The organism is Massilia sp. GCM10023247 (assembly GCF_042653325.1).
In the GTDB taxonomy this organism is placed as follows: Bacteria; Pseudomonadota; Gammaproteobacteria; order Burkholderiales; family Burkholderiaceae_D; genus Telluria.
Genome location: NZ_JBHSIB010000025.1, coordinates 1 through 18,362, shown reverse-complemented (window position 1 = coordinate 18,362; position 18,362 = coordinate 1). Strand labels below are relative to the sequence as shown.

Sequence of the window (18,362 nt, the reverse complement as noted above, 5' to 3'; positions counted from 1 at the left end):
AAACGGAGCGAGAACGGAGCCAGACATGGACTACAAGACGATCCTGGTACACGCCGAGGCGACCCCACAGGGCGAGGCGCGCATCGCCCTGGCGGCGCAACTGGCGCTGCGCCACGACGCACACCTGGTCGGCGTCGCCCTCACCGGGGTGTCGCGCTTTTACTACCGCGAAGCCGGCGCGGACCTGGCGCGTACCGTGCTCGCGCCGCTGATGGACACGCTGTACCGCCGCGCAGAACAAGCGCTGGAGCGCTTTATCGGACTGGCGGCGGCTGCCGGGGTGCCCTCGTTCGAGCAGCGCCTGGTGGACGACGAGGTGGGCGCCGGGCTGGCGCTGTCGGGGCGCTATGCCGACCTCGTGGTGCTGGGCCAGACGGACCCCGGCACGCCGGCGCCGGCGACGGGCGGCGACCTGGCCGCGCACGTGCTGCTGGCCTGCCCGCGGCCGGTGCTGGTCGTTCCCTATATCCAGCGCGACGCCAGCGCAGGCCGGCACGTGTTGCTTGCCTGGAACGGCAGTGTCGAAGCAACCCGGGCACTGGACGGCGCACTGCCCTTGCTGCGCCGGGCCGCGAGCGTCACCGTGGCCAGCTTCTGCGCTCCCGACGCGCCCGCAGCCGGCCCGGAGCTGCAGGCCTACCTGAAGCGGCAGGGAATCGGCGCCGAATGCGTCGTCCAAGCGGCGCGGCTCGACAGCGGCGAACCGCTGCTGTCGCTGGCGGCCGAGCGCGGCGCCGACCTGCTGGTGATGGGCGGTTATGGCCGCTTGCGGCTGAGCGAACTGCTGCTCGGCGGGGTGACGCGCTCGATCCTGGGGGACATGACGGTTCCCGTGCTGATGGCGCACTGAGCCGCAAGCAGATATACGGATAGTCGTCTAGTGCCTTGGTTAAAGTTCCTTCGATCAGTCCAATGCATTTGATCCAGATCATGGCAGTCGACTGCCGTGACCGGGAAACTGTGTCAGAGACGATACCGGTCCGCTGGCCCGGGCCAAAACAGGATAGTACCAACGTGGAGAGTCGGATGACAAAGCGGATACTCGTTCCTACCGATGGCAGCCCCGCCTCGACGGCCGCGGTCGACGCGGCGATGGCGTTTGCGCACGATAGCGGCGCGCAGATCGTCGGCCTGCACGTGGTTCCGTTGCGTCCGCTCCTGAGCGAGGGGATGGGCGTCGTCGCCGCCCCGGAAAGCGAAGACCAGGCCCGGGCATGCCTGGCCGATGTCGAGCGCCGCGCCGCCCAGGCAGGTGTGGCCGCCCAACTCCTGACACGGCGTGCGGATGCGCCCAGCGAAGCCATCCTCGAGCTTGCCCGCGACCTCGATTGCGGCCTGATCGTCATGGCCCTGCGCAGCAAGCGCACCGGCCGCGGCTCGCTGCCGGGCAGCCAGACGGCAGCGGTGCTCGCGCACAGCGCCGTCCCGGTCATGGTTGTTCCCTGCCACGCCACCTGAGAGGCCAGCCCCATGCATTTCAAGACCATCCTCGTGCACGTCGACCCGTCACGCCACGCTCCCGCGCGCATCGAGCTGGCCGCGGCACTGTGCGCCGAACATGGCGCCCATCTGGTCGGCGCGGCAATGACCGGTATTTCGCGCGCCGTCTTCCCGGACGGCTGCGATGCCGCGCCGGGAACCCTGCTTGCCGGCTATGTCGATCCGCTGGTGCGCACGGCCCGCCGTGCACTCGATGCCTTCGAGCAGATCGCCCGGCGCCACGGCCTGTCGCACGAAGCACGGCTGGTGAGCGACCAGGCGCCCGAGGCGCTGGCCCTGCTGGCGCGCTGCGCCGACCTGGTGGTGCTGAGCCAGGACGATCCCGACGAAAGCCTGGGTTACCTGCCGCCGGCCTCGCGCATGCCCGACCATGTGGTCTTCAATGCGGCGTGCCCGGTGCTGGTGGTGCCGCGCGCCGCCGCCGCGGCAGCCTGCCCGCGCCGCATCCTGCTGTGCTGGAACGGCAGCCGCGAGGCGGCGGTCGCGATGGCCGCGGCGCTGCCCCTGCTGCAGCGCGCCGCCCAGGTCGCCCTGGCCGTGCTGACGCCGGTGTTCCCGAGCGATCGCCTGGGACAGGCGGAACTGGACGACGCCCTTGCCTTCCTCGGGCGCCATGGGGTGCGCGCCGAGCCCGTGCTGCGCGATCCGCACGGCGACACCGGCCGCGCCATCCTCGCCCTCGCGGCCGAGCAGGGCTGCGACCTGGTCGTGATGGGCTGTTACGGGCATACCCGTTTCCAGGAGTTGCTGCTGGGCGGCGCCAGCAGGACCGTCCTGCGGGAGGCGGCGCTGCCGGTACTGATGGCGCGCTGAGCCGCCCCGCAAACCCGACAAGGAGCAAACGATGACGAACATGAATGCAGCCGTCTTCACGGGCCCCGGCCGGATCGTGCTGGGCCGCAAACCAGTCCCGCGTGCCGGTCCCGGCGAGGCGATCGTCAAGATCACCATGACCACGATCTGCGGCACCGACGTCCATATCCTCAAGGGCGAGTACCCGGTGGCCGACGGCCTGACCATCGGCCACGAACCGGTCGGCGTCATCCATGAACTGGGCGCCGGCGTCACCGGCTACACGATCGGCCAGCGCGTCGTCGCCGGCGCGATCTGCCCCTGCGGCCAATGCTTTTCCTGCCTCGACGGCCACCAGGCGCAGTGCGGCGGCCATGCGATCGGCGGCTGGCGCTTCGGCAATACCATCGACGGCTGCCAGGCCGAATATGTCCGGGTCCCGTTTGCCATGGCCAACCTGGCGCCGATCCCGGATGGCCTGAGCGACGAGCAGGTCCTGATGTGTCCGGACATCATGAGCACCGGCTTCGGCGGCGCCGAGAGCGGCGGCATCCGCATCGGCGACACGGTGGCGGTATTCGCCCAGGGCCCGATCGGCCTGTGCGCCACCGCCGGCGCGCGCCTGCGCGGCGCGTCGCGCATCATCGCCGTCGACCGGCTGCCGGAACGGCTGGCAATGGCCAGTCGCCTGGGCGCCGACCACGTGATCGACTACAGCCAGCGCGACCCGGTCGAGGAAATCATGCGCCTGACCGACGGCGTGGGCGCGGACGTCGCCATCGAAGCCCTCGGCACCCAGCAGACCTTCGAGAGCTGCCTGCGCTGCCTGCGGCCCGGCGGCACCCTGTCGAGCCTCGGGGTCTATTCCGGCAAGCTGACCCTGCCGGTGGACGCGTTCGCGGCCGGGCTGGGCGACCACCGCATCGTCACCACCCTGTGCCCGGGCGGGAAGGAGCGGATGCGGCGGCTGATGAACGTCGTCGCCTCCGGGCGGCTCGACCTCCAGCCGCTGGTCACCCACCGCTTTCGCCTGGAACAGATCGAGGAGGCCTACGAACTCTTCGCCAACCAGCGCGACGGCGTGCTGAAAGTCGCGATCGTTCCCTGACCAGTACCTTCCCCCGAAAGGAATTGCCATGTACAAGACCATCCTCGTCCACGCCGACGACAGCCCTGCGATGGAGAGCCGGCTGAGCGCTGCTGCCCTGCTTGCGAACGCCCATGGGGCGCACCTGGTCGGCGCCGCCGCGACCGGCATGTCCTGGGCCGCGTTTGCCATGCTCAACGGCTCGATGGGCGTCATGCCGGGCGCCGACTACGAAGTGTTGCGCACACAGGGCCGCAAGTGCCTGGACCAGTTCGCCGAGCGCGCGCGCCGGCACGGCGTCGAGTCGCTGGAAGGCCGCCTGGTCGAGGACCAGAACGGACCTGCCCTGCTGCTGCAGTCGCGCTATGCCGACCTGTTGGTGGTGAGCCGGGACGATCCGGCCTCCACCGTGCGCGGACTGCCGGAATACCTCGCGCTCCACGGGCCGCGGCCCTTGCTCGCGGTCCCGCCCTCGTATGCGGGCGCGCCGATCGCCGACAGCATCGTCGTCGGCTGGGACGGCAGCGTGCCGGCGCTGCGCGCGATCTCCGGCGCCTTGCCGCTGCTCGCGCGCGCCCATAGCGTGCGCCTGGCCGTGATCAATCCCGAGCAGGAGAGCGGCATCCACGGCGACGAACCCGGCGCCGACATGGCCCTGTACCTGGCGCGTCACGGCGTGCCCGTCGAGGTCGTCGTCGACCGGACCAACCTGCCCGCAGGGGAAGCCCTGCTGCGGCTCGCCGACGCGCATGGTGCCGGCCTGCTGGTGACCGGCGCATTCGGCCACAGCCGCTATCGCGAAATCGTACTCGGCGGCGTCACCCGCATCCTGCTCGAGCGCACCACGCTGCCGGTGCTGTTTGCCCACTGATTACCCTGATCGACACCGATCCACACTCGACGAGCGCACATGAACCGACCCGGCTTCCCTCCCGCCGCCACGCCCGAACGCGACGCCAGTGCCTGGCAAGGCACGCACCACGAATATCCCGAGACCGCGGTCGAGCACGCGGCGGCCGACCTGGCGGTGAACGCCTGGCTCGGCCGCTTCACCGGCCACGTGTCGCCGGCGGCGCTGGCCCTGGCCTGGCTCGACTGGAGCAGCCACCTGCTGCTGTCCCCTGACAAGCAGTCCGAGCTGGCAAACCATGCCTTCTCCGCCGCCTGGCGCTGGATCGAGTACTGCGGCGGCGCCGCCACCGCCAACCTGGCCGGTCCGGTCGCCCCGCTGGCGCAGGATAAACGCTTCGTCGACCCGGCCTGGCAGCGCTGGCCCTGGAATGCGCTGAGCCAGGGCTTCCTGCTGCAACAGCAGTGGTGGCACCGCGCCACCAACGGGGTGCGCGGCGTCTCGCGGCACCATGCCGATGTCGCGACCTTCGTCGCGCGCCAGTTGCTCGACTGCGTGGCGCCGTCGAACTTCGTGGCCACCAACCCGGTCGTCCAGCAGGTTACGTTCGAGCGGGGCGGCACCAACCTGGCGGCGGGCGCGGCACGCGCGATCGAGGATGGCTGGCGCGCCGTGGCCGGCCAGGCCGCCGCGCCCGGCCTGCTGCCGGGGCGCGACGTGGCGATCACCTCCGGCAAGGTCGTGCTGCGCAACCGCCTGGCCGAACTGATCCGCTACGACCCGGCGACGCCGCAGGTGCATGCGCTGCCGCTCCTGATCGTGCCGGCCTGGATCATGAAGTACTACATCCTCGACCTGTCGCCGGCCAACTCGCTGGTGCGCTACCTGGTCGGCCAGGGGCATACGGTGTATGTCATCTCATGGAAGAATCCGGGCGCGGCCGAACGCGACCTCGGCCTGGACGATTACCGCCGCCTGGGCGTAATGGCAGCGCTCGATACCATCGTGCAGGAGACGGGCGCGCCGCAAGTCAACGCCTGCGGCTACTGCCTGGGCGGCACGCTGCTGGCCATCGCGGCCGCCGCCATGGCGCGCGACGGCGACCGGCGCCTGGCCAGCCTGAGCCTGCTGGCGGCCCAGGTCGACTTCACCGAACCGGGCGAGCTCTCCCTCTTCATCGACGAGAGCGAGGTCAACTTTCTCGAGGCGACGATGTGGAGCCAGGGCTACCTCGACACCCGCCAGATGGCGGGCGCCTTCCAGCTGCTGCGCTCGAACGACCTGATCTGGTCGCGGCGCTTGCGCCACTACCTGCTCGACCTGCCCGAACGCGAGAGCGACCTGATGTCCTGGAATGCGGACGCCACCCGCATGCCCTACCGCATGCACTCGGAATACCTGCGCCGCCTGTTCCTCAACAACGACCTGGCGAGCGCGCGCTACCTGGTCGACGGCAAGCCGGTCGCGCTGCCCGATATCGAGGTGCCGATCTTCGCGGTCGGCACCCGCACCGACCACGTCGCACCCTGGCGCTCGGTCTACAAGATCGGGCTGCTCACCGATTCCCAAGTGGATTTCCTGCTCACTTCCGGGGGCCATAATGCCGGCGTGGTGGCGCCGCCGGGCGAGGACGGACGCAGCTACCAGCTGACGACCCAGGCGCCCGACGCGCCCTACGTCGACCCCGAGCGCTGGCAGCGCGAAGCGCTGGTCTACGAAGGCAGCTGGTGGCCGGCCTGGGAGACCTGGCTGGCAAGGCATGCCGGACCGCTGACCACTCCCCCGCCCCCGCCGGCCGGCGGCGAAAACGCGCCGGGACGCTACGTGCTGGAACCTTGAAGCCCGTCAGCGGGCCGCGGCGCCGAGCTGGCGCAGGTGGTCGCACCAGCGCTCGACCTGCTGCGGCGTCAGCGCCCCGGCGCCGCCGACCAGGCTGGTGCGCACCGGTTTGATGCCCGCGAAACCGAGGATATTGCGCTGCAGGGCCTTCAGGCTGTGGGCGCGGTAGAAGACCCGGTAGAGCGCCGCCGGCATGCCCATGGTGACGACCACCCGCGCGCTGCGTCCGCCCAGCAGCCCCGCGTGCAGGGGATTGCGGACGTCTGTCGCGATCGCGAAGCCGGGCCGCGCCACCTGTTCGAGGAAACCCTTCAGCAAGGCCGGCATCTCGCCCAGCCACAAGGGATAAATCAGGACCAGGTGGTTGGCGTGCGCGATCGCGCCCTGCGCCGCCGCCAGCTGGGCCGGCACCGCGCCTTGCTGCCACTCGTCCGCGCTGCGCAGCAGGGGAAAGTCGATGCGGGCCGGTTCCACCGTCTCGACCGCATGGCCGGCGCCGCGCGCGCCGTCGGCATAGGCCTGCGCCAGGGTATGGCACAGGTGGCGCGCATGGCAGTCGGGATGTCCCTGGATGATGAGGATGCGCCGCTTCATTGGGTCTCTCCTTTCGTGTCGAGCACGCGCCGCAGCGTCACCGAGCCGCCGGGGTCGAAGCGGACCGAAAATCCATGGCGGCGCGCCAGCGCGTGCATGCCCAGGTTTTCGGCGAGCGCGACGCCGGTGATCTCGCGCAGGCCGCGCGCGCGGCAGTAGTCGACCAGCGCCGTCATCAGGATCGTGCCCAGGCCCTTGCCCTGCAGGTCGGAGCGCACGACAATCGCGAATTCGCCGGCGATGCCGTCGGGATCGACGGCCACCCGCACCACCCCGAGCGTCTCGCGGCCTTGCGCGGCCGGCCGCGTCAGGATGAAGGCCATCTCGCGCGCATAGTCGATCTGGGTAAAACGCGCCAGCTGCGCGTCCGACAGCTCGCGCGCGCTGCCGAACATGCGGAAGTGGACGTCCTGCGGCGTGAGCGCGCGGAAGAAGGCCTGGTGCGCCGGAGCGTCCTCGGGCCGGATCGGGCGCAGGGTCAGCGGGCCGAGGCTGGTGTCGACCTGGCGCTCGAGCGCATCCAGATACGGCAGGATCGCCAGGCGGTCCAGCGGATCGGCGCCGTCGGCAGGCGCCAGGCGCATGCGCGCGTCGAGCGCGAGCACGCCGTGGCTGTCGGCCAGCAGCGGATTGATGTCGAGTTCGCACAGCTCGGGCAGGTCGGCCGCCATTTGCCCCACCCGCACCAGCACGTCGCACACGGCCTCGAGGTCGGCCGGCGGCGTGTCGCGGAAACCGGCCAGCAGGCGCGCCACCCGGGTGCGCGAAATCATGTCGCGCGCGAGGACCCGGTTCAGCGGCGGCAGCCCGACCGCCTGGTCGGCATTCGCTTCTACCGCCACCCCGCCCTGCCCGAACAGGACGACCGGCCCGAACACCGGGTCGAGCGACAGGCCGACGATCAGCTCCAGCGCCTGCGGGCGCCGGGCCATGGCCTGGACCGTGAAGCCGAACAGGCGCGCTTCCGGACGCAGTGCCCGCACCCGCTCGCGCATGCGGGCCGCCGCCGCGGACAGGGCCTGGGCATCGTTCAGGTCGAGCACGACCCCGCCGACATCGGACTTGTGGGGAATGTCGGGCGACACGATTTTCAGCGCGACCGGGTAGCCGATCCGGCGCGCTGCCGCCAGCGCATCGACTTCGTCCGGGACCAGCTCGGTCGCCACCGACGCGATGCCGTAGCATGCCAGGAGCTGCTTGGCGTCCGCTTCGCCCACGGACAGGCAGCCGGCGGCCATTAGGCGCCCGACATGGGCGCGCGCCGCCACGCGGTCGGGCGGGGCCAGGCGGCCGGCGGCCGGCACCTGCATGAGCAGGGCCTGGTTGCGACCGTAGTCGATCAGCTGCATGAAGGCGCGGACCGCCTCTTCCGGGGTATCGAAGAGCGGCAGGCCGGCGTCCAGGCACAGCCGGCGCGCTTCCGCCACGCTGGCCCCGCCCAGCCAGCAGCACAACACCGGCTTCGCGGCCGCCCGCAGCAGCGGCAGCAGCACCCGCGCCACCTCGGCCGCCGGGACGATCGCGGTCGGCGCGTGGATCAGCAGCACGGCGTCGGCGTCGGGCGAAGCCAGCAAGGCCTCGAGCGCGTGGCGATAGCGCGCGGCCGGCGCGTCGCCGACGATATCGACCGGGTTGCCCCGCGACCAGTTGGACGGCAAGCCCTCGTCCAGCCGCGCCAGCGTGGCGTCGCTCAGCCGCGCCAGGGTGCCGTGGGCGTCGGCCAGGGCATCGGTCGCCATCACGCCGGGGCCGCCGCCGTTGGTGAGGATCGCCAGGCGTCCCGCGCCCGGCCGCAGGCGGTGCGCCAGCATCGCCGTCGCGTCGAACAGTTCGGCCGTCGTATGCACGCGCAACATGCCGGCCCGGCGCAGCGCCGCATCGACCACCAGGTCGGCCCCGGCCAGCGCCCCGGTGTGGCTGAAGGCGGCGCGCGCAGCCTCCGGCGCCCGGCCCGCCTTGACGATCACGGTCGGCTTGGCGCGCGCCGCGCCGCGCGCCGCCGAGAGGAACTTGCGCGCCTGGCGGATGGTTTCGGCATACACCAGGATGGCGTCGGTGCCGGGATCGCCGGCCAGGTAGTCGAGCAGGTCGCCGAGGTCGACGTCGGTGCCGTCGCCCAGCGAGATGAAGGAGGAGAAGCCGATCCGGCGCTCGCGCGCCCAGTCCAGCACGGCCGTCACCAGCGCCCCGGACTGGGCGACAAACGCCATCCGTCCGGGCAGCGCCGCCGCCGGCGCGAAGCTGGCGTTCAGGCCGATGCCGGGCACCAGCAGGCCGACGCAGTTCGGGCCGAGGATGCGCAGCAAGTAAGGCCGCGCCGCGTCGAGCATGGCCTGGCGCAGGGCGGCGCCGCCCGGTCCCGGCGCGTCGAGGCCGGCGCTGAGGACGACCACGGCCCGGCAGCCGAGCGCGCCAAGCTGGGCCACGATGCCCGGCACCGTCGCCGCCGGCGTGCACACCACGGCCAGCGCCGGTGCGCGCGGCAGGCGCGATACATCGGGAAATACTTGCAGCCCCAGCAGCTCGCCGTACTTCGGATTGACGGGCCAGATCTCGCCGCCAAAGCCGCCGCTGACGAGGTTGGCCAGCACCGTCGCGCCGACGCTGCCGGCGCGCGCCGACGCCCCCACCAGGGCCACCGCATCGGGCGTGAAGAAGTGAGTCAGGTTGCGGATGCTCATCGGGTTCTCCTGCGCCTTGTCAAAGTAGCCGAAGTCCGAGCTTACCTCGGCAGCCGCCGCAGGAACAGGCCGGTATTTGACTTGGATCAAACACCTACCACATCCGGGCGAGCACGCATTCCACGAACCTGCTTGACCTGACCCGGCGCCGCCATCCGGCGTCCGGCTTTGCGTGCAAGGACCTGTCCGCCAAGCGCATTTGATGCAAATCAAGTACAAAGCCCGGGCGCACGCCGACACTGGCCCTTCCAGCACAATCCGGCTGGCGCCTCATCCAGGCCCGGCCGCAGGCGGCGCGGCGCGCCCCCGCGTCCCCGCGCTCCCTTTACCAGCGAGGCAGGAACGGTGGGCCAGATGGGGGAACGAGACAGGTCACCGGGCGTGCCTTCGGAACCGGCCGCCGCGGCCCGCATGGAAGCCGGCATGGCCCTGGCCGCGCTCGGCTCGTCGGCGGCCGGGCTGGCGCCCGGCGAGGCGGCGGCACGCCTGGCGCGCCACGGCCGCAACGCCGTCGCCGACCGCAGCGAAACGCATCCGCTGGCCATGTTGCTGGCCGGCTTCGCCCGGCCGCTTCCGCTGCTCCTGCTGGCCCTGGCCGCGCTCGACCTCGCCACCGGACAGGCCGCCAGCGCCGCCGTGATCGCCGCCATCGTGGTGCTCTCCATCCTGCTCGGCTTCGTCCAGGAGCACCGCTCGCGGCGCGCCGTCCAGCGCCTGCGCGCGCTGGTGCGCACCGACGTCCAGGTGATCCGGCCGGGGCCGGACGGCAGCCCTGCCGCCCCGTGCGCCTGCCCGCTGGAAGCGCTCGTCCCGGGCGACGTGGTGGCGCTCGCCGCCGGCGACCTGGTCCCGGCCGACCTGCGCTTCCTGGAGGCGGTCGACCTGTTCGTCGACCAGTCGGCGCTGAGCGGCGAAGCGCTGCCCGTGGCGAAGCACGCACGTGTGCTGGCGGACGGCAGCGCGCCCGACGACCTGGCCAATATCGGCTTCATGGGCACCCACGTCACCAGCGGCAGTGCCCGGGCGCTGGTGATCGCGACCGGCGCCGCGACCCAGTTCGGCCGGCTCGCCGCGCTGCTGGCCGAGGCGCGCGAGCGCACCGCGTTCGAGCGCGGCATCGACCGGGTGGTGGCGCTGCTGCTGCGCTTCATGCTGGCGATGGCGCCGCTGGTGTTTGCGATCAACTGGGCGACCAAGGGCGAGCTCCACCAGGCGCTGCTGTTCGCGACCGCGGTGGCGGTCGGCCTGGCGCCGGAAATGCTGCCGATGATCGTCACCGTGAATCTGGCGCGCGGCGCGCTGCTGCTGTCGGGGCGCGGCATCATCGTCAAGCGCCTCGGCGCGGTCCAGAGCCTGGGGGCGATCGATGTCCTGTGCACCGACAAGACCGGCACCCTGACCCAGGACCGGGTGGTGCTGGAGCGGCACGTCGACATCGCCGGCAAGCCGTCCGAGCGCGTCCTCGACTACGCCTACCTGAACAGCTTCTACCAGACCGGCCTGCGCAACCTGCTCGACACGGCGGTGTTGCGTCACGCACACGTCCACGCGCGCGTCGCGGCCGGGGCCGACTGGCGCAAGGTCGGCGAAATCCCGTTCGACTTCGAGCGCCGCCGCATGTCGGTGGTACTCGAGCGCCCGGACGGCGGGCGCCTGCTGATCTGCAAGGGTGCGGTCGAGGAGATCACCGGCGCCTGCACCAGTGCCGAGCTGGACGGCAAGCGGATAGCCTTCGGCGCCGGCCATGCGGCCACGCTCGGCAGCGTGGCCGAGGGCTTGAACGGCGAAGGCCTGCGCGTGATCGCGATCGCCTTTCGCACCCTGGCCCCCGACGAGTGCTGCCTGGCCGAGGCGGCGCTGGAACGCGACATGGTGCTGCTCGGCTACACCGCCTTCTTCGACCCGCCCAAGGAGTCGGCGGCACCGGCGATCCGGGCGCTGGCCCGGCACGGGGTCGCCGTCAAGGTGCTCAGCGGCGACAATGCCGCGGTCTGCGCCCACGTCTGCGGCCTGGTCGGCATCGATGCCGGCCGCATCCTCGACGGGCGCGCCGTCGAGCGCCTGGACGATGCCGCGCTCGGCCCGGCGGCCGCAAGCGCGACCGTCTTCGCCAAGCTGACCCCGCAGCAAAAGACGCGCGTGATCCGGGCCCTGCAGGGCCGGGGCCGGGTGGTCGGTTTCCTGGGCGACGGCATCAACGACGGCCCGGCGCTGCGCTGCGCGGACGTCGGCATTGCGGTCGATACCGGCGCCGACATCGCGCGCGAATCGGCGGACCTGGTGCTGCTGGAGAAAAGCCTGGTCGCGGTCGACGACGGGGTGCTGGCCGGACGCATCGTCTTCGGCAACATCGTCAAGTACATCCGCATGAGCGCCAGCTCCAACTTCGGCAACATGCTCAGCGTGCTCGGCGCCAGCGTGCTGCTCCCCTTCCTGCCGATGGCGCCGCTCCAGGTGCTGCTCAATACCCTGCTCTACGACTGCTCGCAGACGGCGCTGACGACCGATCGGGTGGACCCCGGCTACCTGGCCCTGCCCCGGCGCTGGGAAGTCGACAGCATCCGCCGCTACGTGCTCTGCTTCGGGCCCATCAGCTCCCTGTTCGACTATGCCACCTTCTCCCTGCTCTGGTTCGGCGTGGGAGCGGCCGCCAACGTGGCGCTGTTCCAGACCGGCTGGTTCGTCGAATCGTTGCTGTCCCAGACCCTGATCGTGTACGTGATCCGTACCGGCCTGCCCGGCGGCGGCGCCACGCGCCCGTCCGCGCCACTGGTGGCAGCCAGCCTGCTGGTGTGCGCGCTCGGCCTCTGGCTGCCGGGCTCGCCGCTGGCGTCCCTGTTCGGCTTCGTGCCGCTCCCAAGCGCCTACTGGGGCGGCCTGGGCGCGATCCTGGCCGCGTACGCGGGGCTGACCGTGTTCGTCAAATCCTGGCTGATCCGGCGCTTCGGTATCGGCTGAACGGGTTTCACAGGCCCGGCAGCAGCACCGCCGCGCCGGCGATGCGGCCGGCACGCAGGTCGGCCAGCGCGGTGTTGGCCGCTTCGAGCGGATAAGGCAGGACGCTGGTCGCGACTTCGCCATGGGCGACCAGGCGCAAATACGCCTCGCCGTCGGCGCGCGTCAGGTTGGCGACCGAGCGCAGGCAGCGCTCGCCCCACAGCAGCGCATAAGGGAATGCCGGGATGTCGCTCATGTGGATGCCGGCGCAGACCACGGTGGCGCCCTTCGCGCAGGCCGCCAGCGCGCGCGGCACCAGGTCGCCGGCAGGAGCGAACAGGATGGCGGCGTCGAGCGGCGCGGGCGGATCGACGTCCGCCGGCCCGGCCCAGTGCGCGCCCAGGCTGCGGGCAAAGTCCTGGGCAGCCGTGTCACCCGGGCGCGTGAAGGCGAACAGTTCGCGTCCCTGGCGCCGCGCCAGTTGCGCCACCAGGTGGGCGGCGGCGCCGAAGCCGTACAGCCCGAGCCGGCGCGCCGGGCCAGCCAGGACATAGGCACGGTAGCCGATCAGCCCGGCGCACAGCAGGGGCGCGGCGTGCGCGTCGTCGTAGGCTGGCGGCAGCGCGAAGCAGTAGCGCTCGTCGGCCAGCGTGTACTCGGCAAAGCCGCCGTGCCGGTCGTAACCCGTGAACGTGGCGCGATCGCACAGGTTCTCGCGCCCGCCCCTGCAATACGCGCAGGCGCCGCAACTGCCAGCCAGCCAGGGCACGCCGACGCGGGTACCGATGCGAAAGCGTCCCGCTTCCCTGCCGCCGGCCACGACCGTGCCGACGATTTCATGGCCGGGCACGAGCGGAAGCAGGTGCGGCGCAAGCTCGCCGTCGACGATGTGGAGGTCGGTGCGGCAGACGGCGCAGGCGGCCACCCGGATCAGGACATCGTGCCCTGCCGGCCGGGGAATGGGCAGGCGCGCCGCTTGCAGGGGCGCGCCGGGCGCGCCGAGCAGCATCGCCCGCATCGTTGCGCCGGCCGCGGGCACCATTGGAGCACTCGGCTTGCTTGCCATGACGGTCTCCTGTCCTGAACCGAAACGGACACGGGCAGGCCCGCTTCAGGCCCGCGCGCGCCACCTGCCTTTCATCCTACCAGGCGAGGCATCAGCCTTTGATGCACATCAAAAAAATTTGGAGCACGAACCGGGACACTCCTTATCTTGATCCACGATACCGGGGCACAGCATGAAACTTGCACGATTCCACATGGTTCCCCACGTCGCCTGCGCCGCGCTGCGCCAGCGCCGCGGCCGGCTCCTGGCGCAACTGGCGGTCCTGCGGGACAGTGCCGACGCCGGGTTCGCGCAAGGGTTCCCGGCCCTGGTGGCGGCAGTCGAAGCGGCCTTCCGCCACGAAGAGGCGCTCCTCGACCTGCTGGGCGAGGCCTGCCTGCGGCCACGCCGCGCCGACCACGCCGTCATCCTGTGCGCGCTGCACCGCGCCGCCGCGCGCGTCGAAGCGGGCGAACCGGCGCTGGGCCGCCAGGTGGCACAGGCGCTGGACGCCATCCTGCGCCAGCCCCTGCCGGTCCCGGCGCCAGGCCACCTGCGGGCCCAGCCCCTGGTACGCCACGCCCACTGGGCGGCGGCGCGCATGCCCTCAGTCGGCGCGCATCACCTTGCCGAAGCGCGCGAGCGAGATCCCGAACAGGACGCCGCCGATTCCCAGTAGCGCCAGGAACGGGCGCCATACCGTCTCGAGCCCGGCGCCGCGAAACAGGATGGCCTGGCTCAACTCGACAAAATGGGTGGTCGGCGCCAGCAGCATCAGCTCGCGCAGCACGAAGGGAATGCTCTCGCGCGGCGTGTTGGCGCCGGACAGCATCTGGAGCGGCAGCAGCACCAGGATCACGAGCATCCCGAACTGGGGCATGCTGCGCGCCACGGTCGCCATCAGGATGCCCAGCGAGCAGGTCGCGAACAGGTGCAGCGCGCAGCCCGCCATGAACAGCGCGATCGAGCCTTGCACGTCCACGCCCAGCAGCGCGTGCAGGATCCCGAGCAGCGCCAGCAGCGCCGCCAGCATGACCACCGACGCCATCGCCCACAGCTTGGCCAGCACGATCTCGAGCGGCGAGACCGGCATCACCAGCAGGTGCTGTGCGGTGCCGTGTTCGCGCTCGCGGATCAGGGCCGCGCCGGTGACGATCACCGACAGCATGGTGATGTTGTTGACGATTTCCATCAAGCCGCCGAACCAGGAGGGCGCCAGCGCCGGGTTGAAGCGCGCGCGCAGCGCCAGCCCGACCGCAGGCTGCGCCGGGGCCCGCCCGCCGTACAGGAAGGACTCGACTTCGCCGAGCACGATCGCCCGGATGTAGCCGCTGCCGGTAAACGCCTGGCTCATGCGGGTGGCGTCCACGTTCAGCTGCAGGGTGGCGGCGCGGCCGGCCAGCACGCGGCGCTGGAAGCCGGCCGGAATCACCAGCACGAAGGTGGTCTGGCCCCGGTCCAGGCTGGCGTCGACCTGGTCGAGCGACAGCAATTGCGGCGGCATGAACAGCGGCGGCGCGAAGGCCGTGCGGATGCGCAGCGACAGGGGCGATACGTCCTCGTCGACGATCGCCAGCGCGGTCCGGCTCAAGGTGTCGGGCTGGGCCGTTGCCGCCACATACACACCGGCCGTGAAGGTGTAGGCGATCAGGACCAGCATCACCGGGTCGCGCGCCAGGCTCCACAGTTCCTTGATCCCCAGGCGCCAGATCTTGCGCAGCGATACGGCGCCCATCGCTAGCGCTCCTGGCGCGGCAGCGCGAGGATGGCCAGGCCGAGGATCACGGGCACGGCGGCCAGCAGGGCAAGGAAGTCGGGCGCCAGCTCGGCGAAGCCGAGCGCCTTGCTGAACACGCCGCGCGCGATCGTCAGCATGTGCGAGGCCGGGTAGGCTTCGCCGACCACCCTGCCCGCCCCCTGCAGCGCGGTCACCGGGTTGATCAGGCCGGCGAACTGGATGGCCGGCAGCATGGTGCCGATCATGGTAAAGAAGATGGCGCCGATCTGGCTGCGCGTAAAGCTCGAGGCCAGCAGCCCGATCCCGGTCGAGCAAATGCAGTAGAGAAAGGCTGCGACCAGGAAAGCCGGCACGCTGCCCTTGAGCGGGACGCCGAGCGCCGTCGCCGCTACCAGGCTCATGAGTACCGCGTTAACCATGGACAACGCGACATAGGGCGCCTGTTTGCCGAGAAGAAATTCACTGCGGCGCAAGGGTGTCACATACAGGTTGACGATCGAGCCCAGCTCCTTTTCGCGAACGACCGCCAGCGCGGCCTGCATGGCAGGCAGGTTCAGCAGGAGGATGGCGATGATGGCCGGCACCATCGCCGGCAGGCTGCGCACGTCCGGGTTGTAGCGAAAGCGCGTCTCGATCCCGACCGCCGGGACAGCCGCCGGCGCCAGTTCGGGCCGGCTTGCGAGCCAGTGCGCATGCAGGCCTTCGACATAGCCGCCGACGGTTTCGGCGCGTACCGGATTGGCGCCGTCGATCCAGGCGCCGACCTCGGCCCCGCGCCCGCGTTCGACGGCGCGCCCGAAGCCGGGCGGGATCTCGATCGCCAGAGCCAGTTCGCCCGAGCGCATGCGCCGGTCCAGGTCGTCGTAGGAGGAAAGCGGCGGCCGTTCGACGAAGTAGCGCGACCCGGCCAGGCCGGACGCGTAATCGCGGCTGAGCGCGCTGCCGTCGCGGTCGAGCACGGCATAGCGCAGGTCTTCCACATCCATGCCGATGCCGTAGCCGATCACGACCATCAACAGCAGCGAGCCGAGCATCGCGAGCGCCGCGCGCACCGGGTCGCGCACCAGTTCGAGCGTCTCGCGCCGGCAGCAGGCGGCAGCGCGCAGCAGCCGGCCGCCGCCGGCGGCCCGGTCGTCCCGGCCCGGCCGCGGCGCCGGCCAGCCTGGCGCCTGGGCAGCGGCTTCCTCCCCGCCGGCCTCGCGCAGCCAGCCGATGAAGGCCTGCTCCAGGCTGGCGGCCTGGCGCTCCTCGCGCAGGGCGCGCGGCGTGCCGCTGGCGAGCACCCGTCCGGCGTGCATCAGCGCCACCCGGTCGCAGCGCTCCGCTTCGTTCATGAAATGGGTGGAGACGAAGATCGTGACGCCGTCCTGGCGCGACAGCGCCAGCATCTGCGCCCAGAAGCCGTCGCGCGCGACCGGATCGACGCCCGAGGTCGGCTCATCGAGGATCAGCAGCTCGGGACCGTGCACCAGCGCCACCGCCAGCGACAGCCGCTGGCGCACCCCGAGCGGCAGCCGTTCCGGCAAGCTGTCGAGCACGCTCTCCAGGCCGAAGCGCCCCGCCAGCGCGGCGCAGCGCGCGGCCGCCTGCGCCTCGGGCAGGTCGAACAGGTGCGCGTGCAGCAGCAGGTTCTGGCGCACCGTCAGTTCCCCGTACAAGGAAAAACCCTGCGACATGTAGCCGACCCGCCGCCGCGCCGCGGGATCGCGATACGCCTGGGTACGCCCGAACAGGCGCGCCTCCCCGCTTGAAGGCGCCAGCAGGCCGGTCAGCATCTTCATGGTGGTGGTCTTGCCGCAGCCGTTGGAGCCGATGAAGCCGAAGATCTCGCCGCGTTCGATCCGGAAACTGACGTCGCGCACCGCCACGAATTCGCCGAAGCGCCGCGACAGGCCGCGCGCCTCGATCGCGGGGCCGTCTGTCGGCGCAGCACGGGCGCGCAGCGGCGGCGGTGGATGCGCCACGCCGCGCCGCTCCCTCGGCAGCAGCGCCACGAAGGCCTGCTCCAGGTTGCTGGTACCGGTGCGCGCCAGCAACTGGTCCGGACTGCCCTCGGCCAGCACCCGCCCGGCATCGAGCGCGACCAGGTGGTCGAAGCGGCGCGCCTCGTCCATGTAGGCGGTCGCCACCAGCACCGTCAGGCCGGGCCGGGCAGCGCGGATGGCGCCGACCAGCTCCCAGAACTGGGCGCGCGCGAGCGGGTCGACGCCGGTGGTGGGCTCGTCGAGGATTAAGAAGTCGGGCTCATGAATGAGGGCGCAGCATAAGCCCAGCTTCTGCTTCATCCCGCCCGAGAGCTGGCCCGCCGGGCGGGCGGCGAAGGGCGCCAGGCCGGTGCTGCGCGTGAGCAGGTCGATGCGCGCGCGCCGGGCTTGCTCGTCCTGGCCGAACAGGCGGGCGAAGAACTGCAGGTTTTCCTCGACGCTCAACGTGGGATACAGATTCTTGCCCGGGCCCTGGGGCATGTAGGCAATGCGTGGACAGACGGCTGCACGGAAGGCGGCGCGCCGCATGTCGCCCCCGAGCACCTCGACCCTGCCCTGCCTGACGCGGCGCGCGCCGGCCAGCACCGCCAGCAGGCTCGACTTGCCGACGCCGTCCGGCCCGATCAGCCCGGTCATGGCGCCGGCGCGCAAGGCCAGGTCGACGGTGTCGAGCGCGCTCACCTTGCCATAGCGCAGGGACAGGCCCGCGACCCGTGCCGCCGGGGCCGGTTCATCCCTCATCGCGGCCCCGCAGCGCCAGTTCCGGCGGCCAGGGCCGGCGCCGGTCGAGCCGGACCCAGGCCACGCCCGGCACGCCGGCCTTGACCTGGCTGGCGTACCGTTCGAGCAGGGAACGGTCGACCTGGGCCTTGACCCGGAACATCAGTTTTTCGCGCTCGCTGGCCGTTTCGACCGACTTCGGGGTGAACTGGGCCGTGCTGGCGACATAGGTGATCGCGGCCGGCACCACGAAGCCGGGTGCCGTATCGAGCCGCAGGCGCACTTCCGCGCCGAGCGCGAGGCGGCCGGCGGCGGTTTCGGGAACGAAAAAGCTCATGTAGACGTCGGTCAGGTCGATCAGGTTGAGCACCCTGCCGCCGGCGGGCAGCACTTCGCCGGGCTGGGCGACGCGGTACTGGATGCGCCCGGCGCGCGGCGCGCGCAGCACGCCTTCGCGCAGTTCGGCCTCGATGCGTGCCAGCGTCGCCTCGGCGGCGGCCACCGCCGAGCGCGCGCCGACCAGCTGGGCTGCGGCGGCATCGACCGCCGCATGGGCCGCCTCGCGCTGGGCCTGCGCCGCCGCCACCGCGGCCG

Annotated in this window: 14 protein-coding genes; 8 read left to right on the top strand and 6 right to left on the bottom strand. The window is 71.6% G+C overall.

What is annotated here, in order from left to right; all coding sequences use genetic code 11:
* The first annotated feature begins 25 nt into the window (after positions 1-25).
* From ACFPAH_RS20730 to ACFPAH_RS20705, 6 genes are all read left to right on the top strand, one after another.
* Positions 26-850, top strand: coding sequence for a universal stress protein (locus tag ACFPAH_RS20730; protein ID WP_379749131.1), 825 nt, complete (start codon positions 26-28; stop codon positions 848-850).
* A 176-nt stretch (positions 851-1,026) separates the two neighbouring features.
* On the top strand, positions 1,027-1,458 hold the full coding sequence (locus tag ACFPAH_RS20725) for a universal stress protein (RefSeq protein ID WP_379749129.1): 432 nt from the start codon (positions 1,027-1,029) through the stop codon (positions 1,456-1,458).
* A gap of 12 nt (positions 1,459-1,470) precedes the next feature.
* Positions 1,471-2,313: a universal stress protein gene (locus ACFPAH_RS20720; protein WP_379749127.1), complete on the top strand. Its 843-nt coding sequence runs from the start codon at positions 1,471-1,473 to the stop codon at positions 2,311-2,313.
* Between the two features lie 31 nt (positions 2,314-2,344).
* Positions 2,345-3,400: an NAD(P)-dependent alcohol dehydrogenase gene (locus tag ACFPAH_RS20715; protein ID WP_379749125.1), complete on the top strand. Its 1,056-nt coding sequence runs from the start codon at positions 2,345-2,347 to the stop codon at positions 3,398-3,400.
* A 28-nt stretch (positions 3,401-3,428) separates the two neighbouring features.
* Positions 3,429-4,250, top strand: a complete 822-nt coding sequence (locus tag ACFPAH_RS20710; RefSeq protein WP_379749123.1) for a universal stress protein — start codon at positions 3,429-3,431, stop codon at positions 4,248-4,250.
* Positions 4,251-4,268: 18 nt separating this feature from the next.
* The gene (locus tag ACFPAH_RS20705; RefSeq protein ID WP_379749212.1) at positions 4,269-6,068 is read left to right on the top strand and encodes a PHA/PHB synthase family protein; all 1,800 of its coding nucleotides are present in this window, start codon (positions 4,269-4,271) and stop codon (positions 6,066-6,068) included.
* 6 nt (positions 6,069-6,074) lie between these two features.
* Here the strand turns inward: ACFPAH_RS20705 and ACFPAH_RS20700 are convergent, their stop codons facing one another.
* Both ACFPAH_RS20700 and ACFPAH_RS20695 read right to left on the bottom strand, forming a co-directional pair.
* Positions 6,075-6,662, bottom strand: coding sequence for an NAD(P)H-dependent oxidoreductase (locus ACFPAH_RS20700; protein WP_379749121.1), 588 nt, complete (start codon positions 6,660-6,662; stop codon positions 6,075-6,077).
* On the bottom strand, positions 6,659-9,343 hold the full coding sequence (locus ACFPAH_RS20695; protein WP_379749119.1) for a GNAT family N-acetyltransferase: 2,685 nt from the start codon (positions 9,341-9,343) through the stop codon (positions 6,659-6,661). Before ACFPAH_RS20695 ends, ACFPAH_RS20700 begins: the two co-directional genes overlap by 4 nt.
* 381 nt (positions 9,344-9,724) lie before the next feature.
* On the opposite strand from ACFPAH_RS20695, the gene mgtA reads away from it, so the two are divergent.
* Positions 9,725-12,301 carry a magnesium-translocating P-type ATPase gene (gene mgtA / locus ACFPAH_RS20690; protein ID WP_379749117.1) on the top strand — a complete coding sequence of 859 codons (2,577 nt, stop codon included), beginning with the start codon at positions 9,725-9,727 and terminating at the stop codon, positions 12,299-12,301.
* 7 nt (positions 12,302-12,308) lie between these two features.
* On the opposite strand, the gene ACFPAH_RS20685 is transcribed toward mgtA, so the two are convergent.
* Positions 12,309-13,298, bottom strand: coding sequence for a zinc-dependent alcohol dehydrogenase family protein (locus tag ACFPAH_RS20685; RefSeq protein ID WP_379749210.1), 990 nt, complete (start codon positions 13,296-13,298; stop codon positions 12,309-12,311).
* 220 nt (positions 13,299-13,518) lie between these two features.
* On the opposite strand from ACFPAH_RS20685, the gene ACFPAH_RS20680 reads away from it, so the two are divergent.
* Positions 13,519-14,004, top strand: coding sequence for a hypothetical protein (locus ACFPAH_RS20680; RefSeq protein WP_379749115.1), 486 nt, complete (start codon positions 13,519-13,521; stop codon positions 14,002-14,004).
* Here ACFPAH_RS20680 and ACFPAH_RS20675 read toward each other — a convergent pair.
* The 3 genes from ACFPAH_RS20675 to ACFPAH_RS20665 form a co-directional block, all read right to left on the bottom strand.
* The gene (locus ACFPAH_RS20675; protein WP_379749113.1) at positions 13,933-15,060 is read right to left on the bottom strand and encodes an ABC transporter permease; all 1,128 of its coding nucleotides are present in this window, start codon (positions 15,058-15,060) and stop codon (positions 13,933-13,935) included. The genes ACFPAH_RS20680 and ACFPAH_RS20675 overlap by 72 nt on opposite strands.
* A gap of 2 nt (positions 15,061-15,062) precedes the next feature.
* Positions 15,063-17,789: a ribosome-associated ATPase/putative transporter RbbA gene (gene rbbA / locus ACFPAH_RS20670; RefSeq protein WP_379749110.1), complete on the bottom strand. Its 2,727-nt coding sequence runs from the start codon at positions 17,787-17,789 to the stop codon at positions 15,063-15,065.
* The coding region (locus ACFPAH_RS20665; protein ID WP_379749108.1) for an HlyD family secretion protein at positions 17,779-18,362 on the bottom strand (584 nt) is incomplete at its 5' end. The genes rbbA and ACFPAH_RS20665, both read right to left, overlap by 11 nt.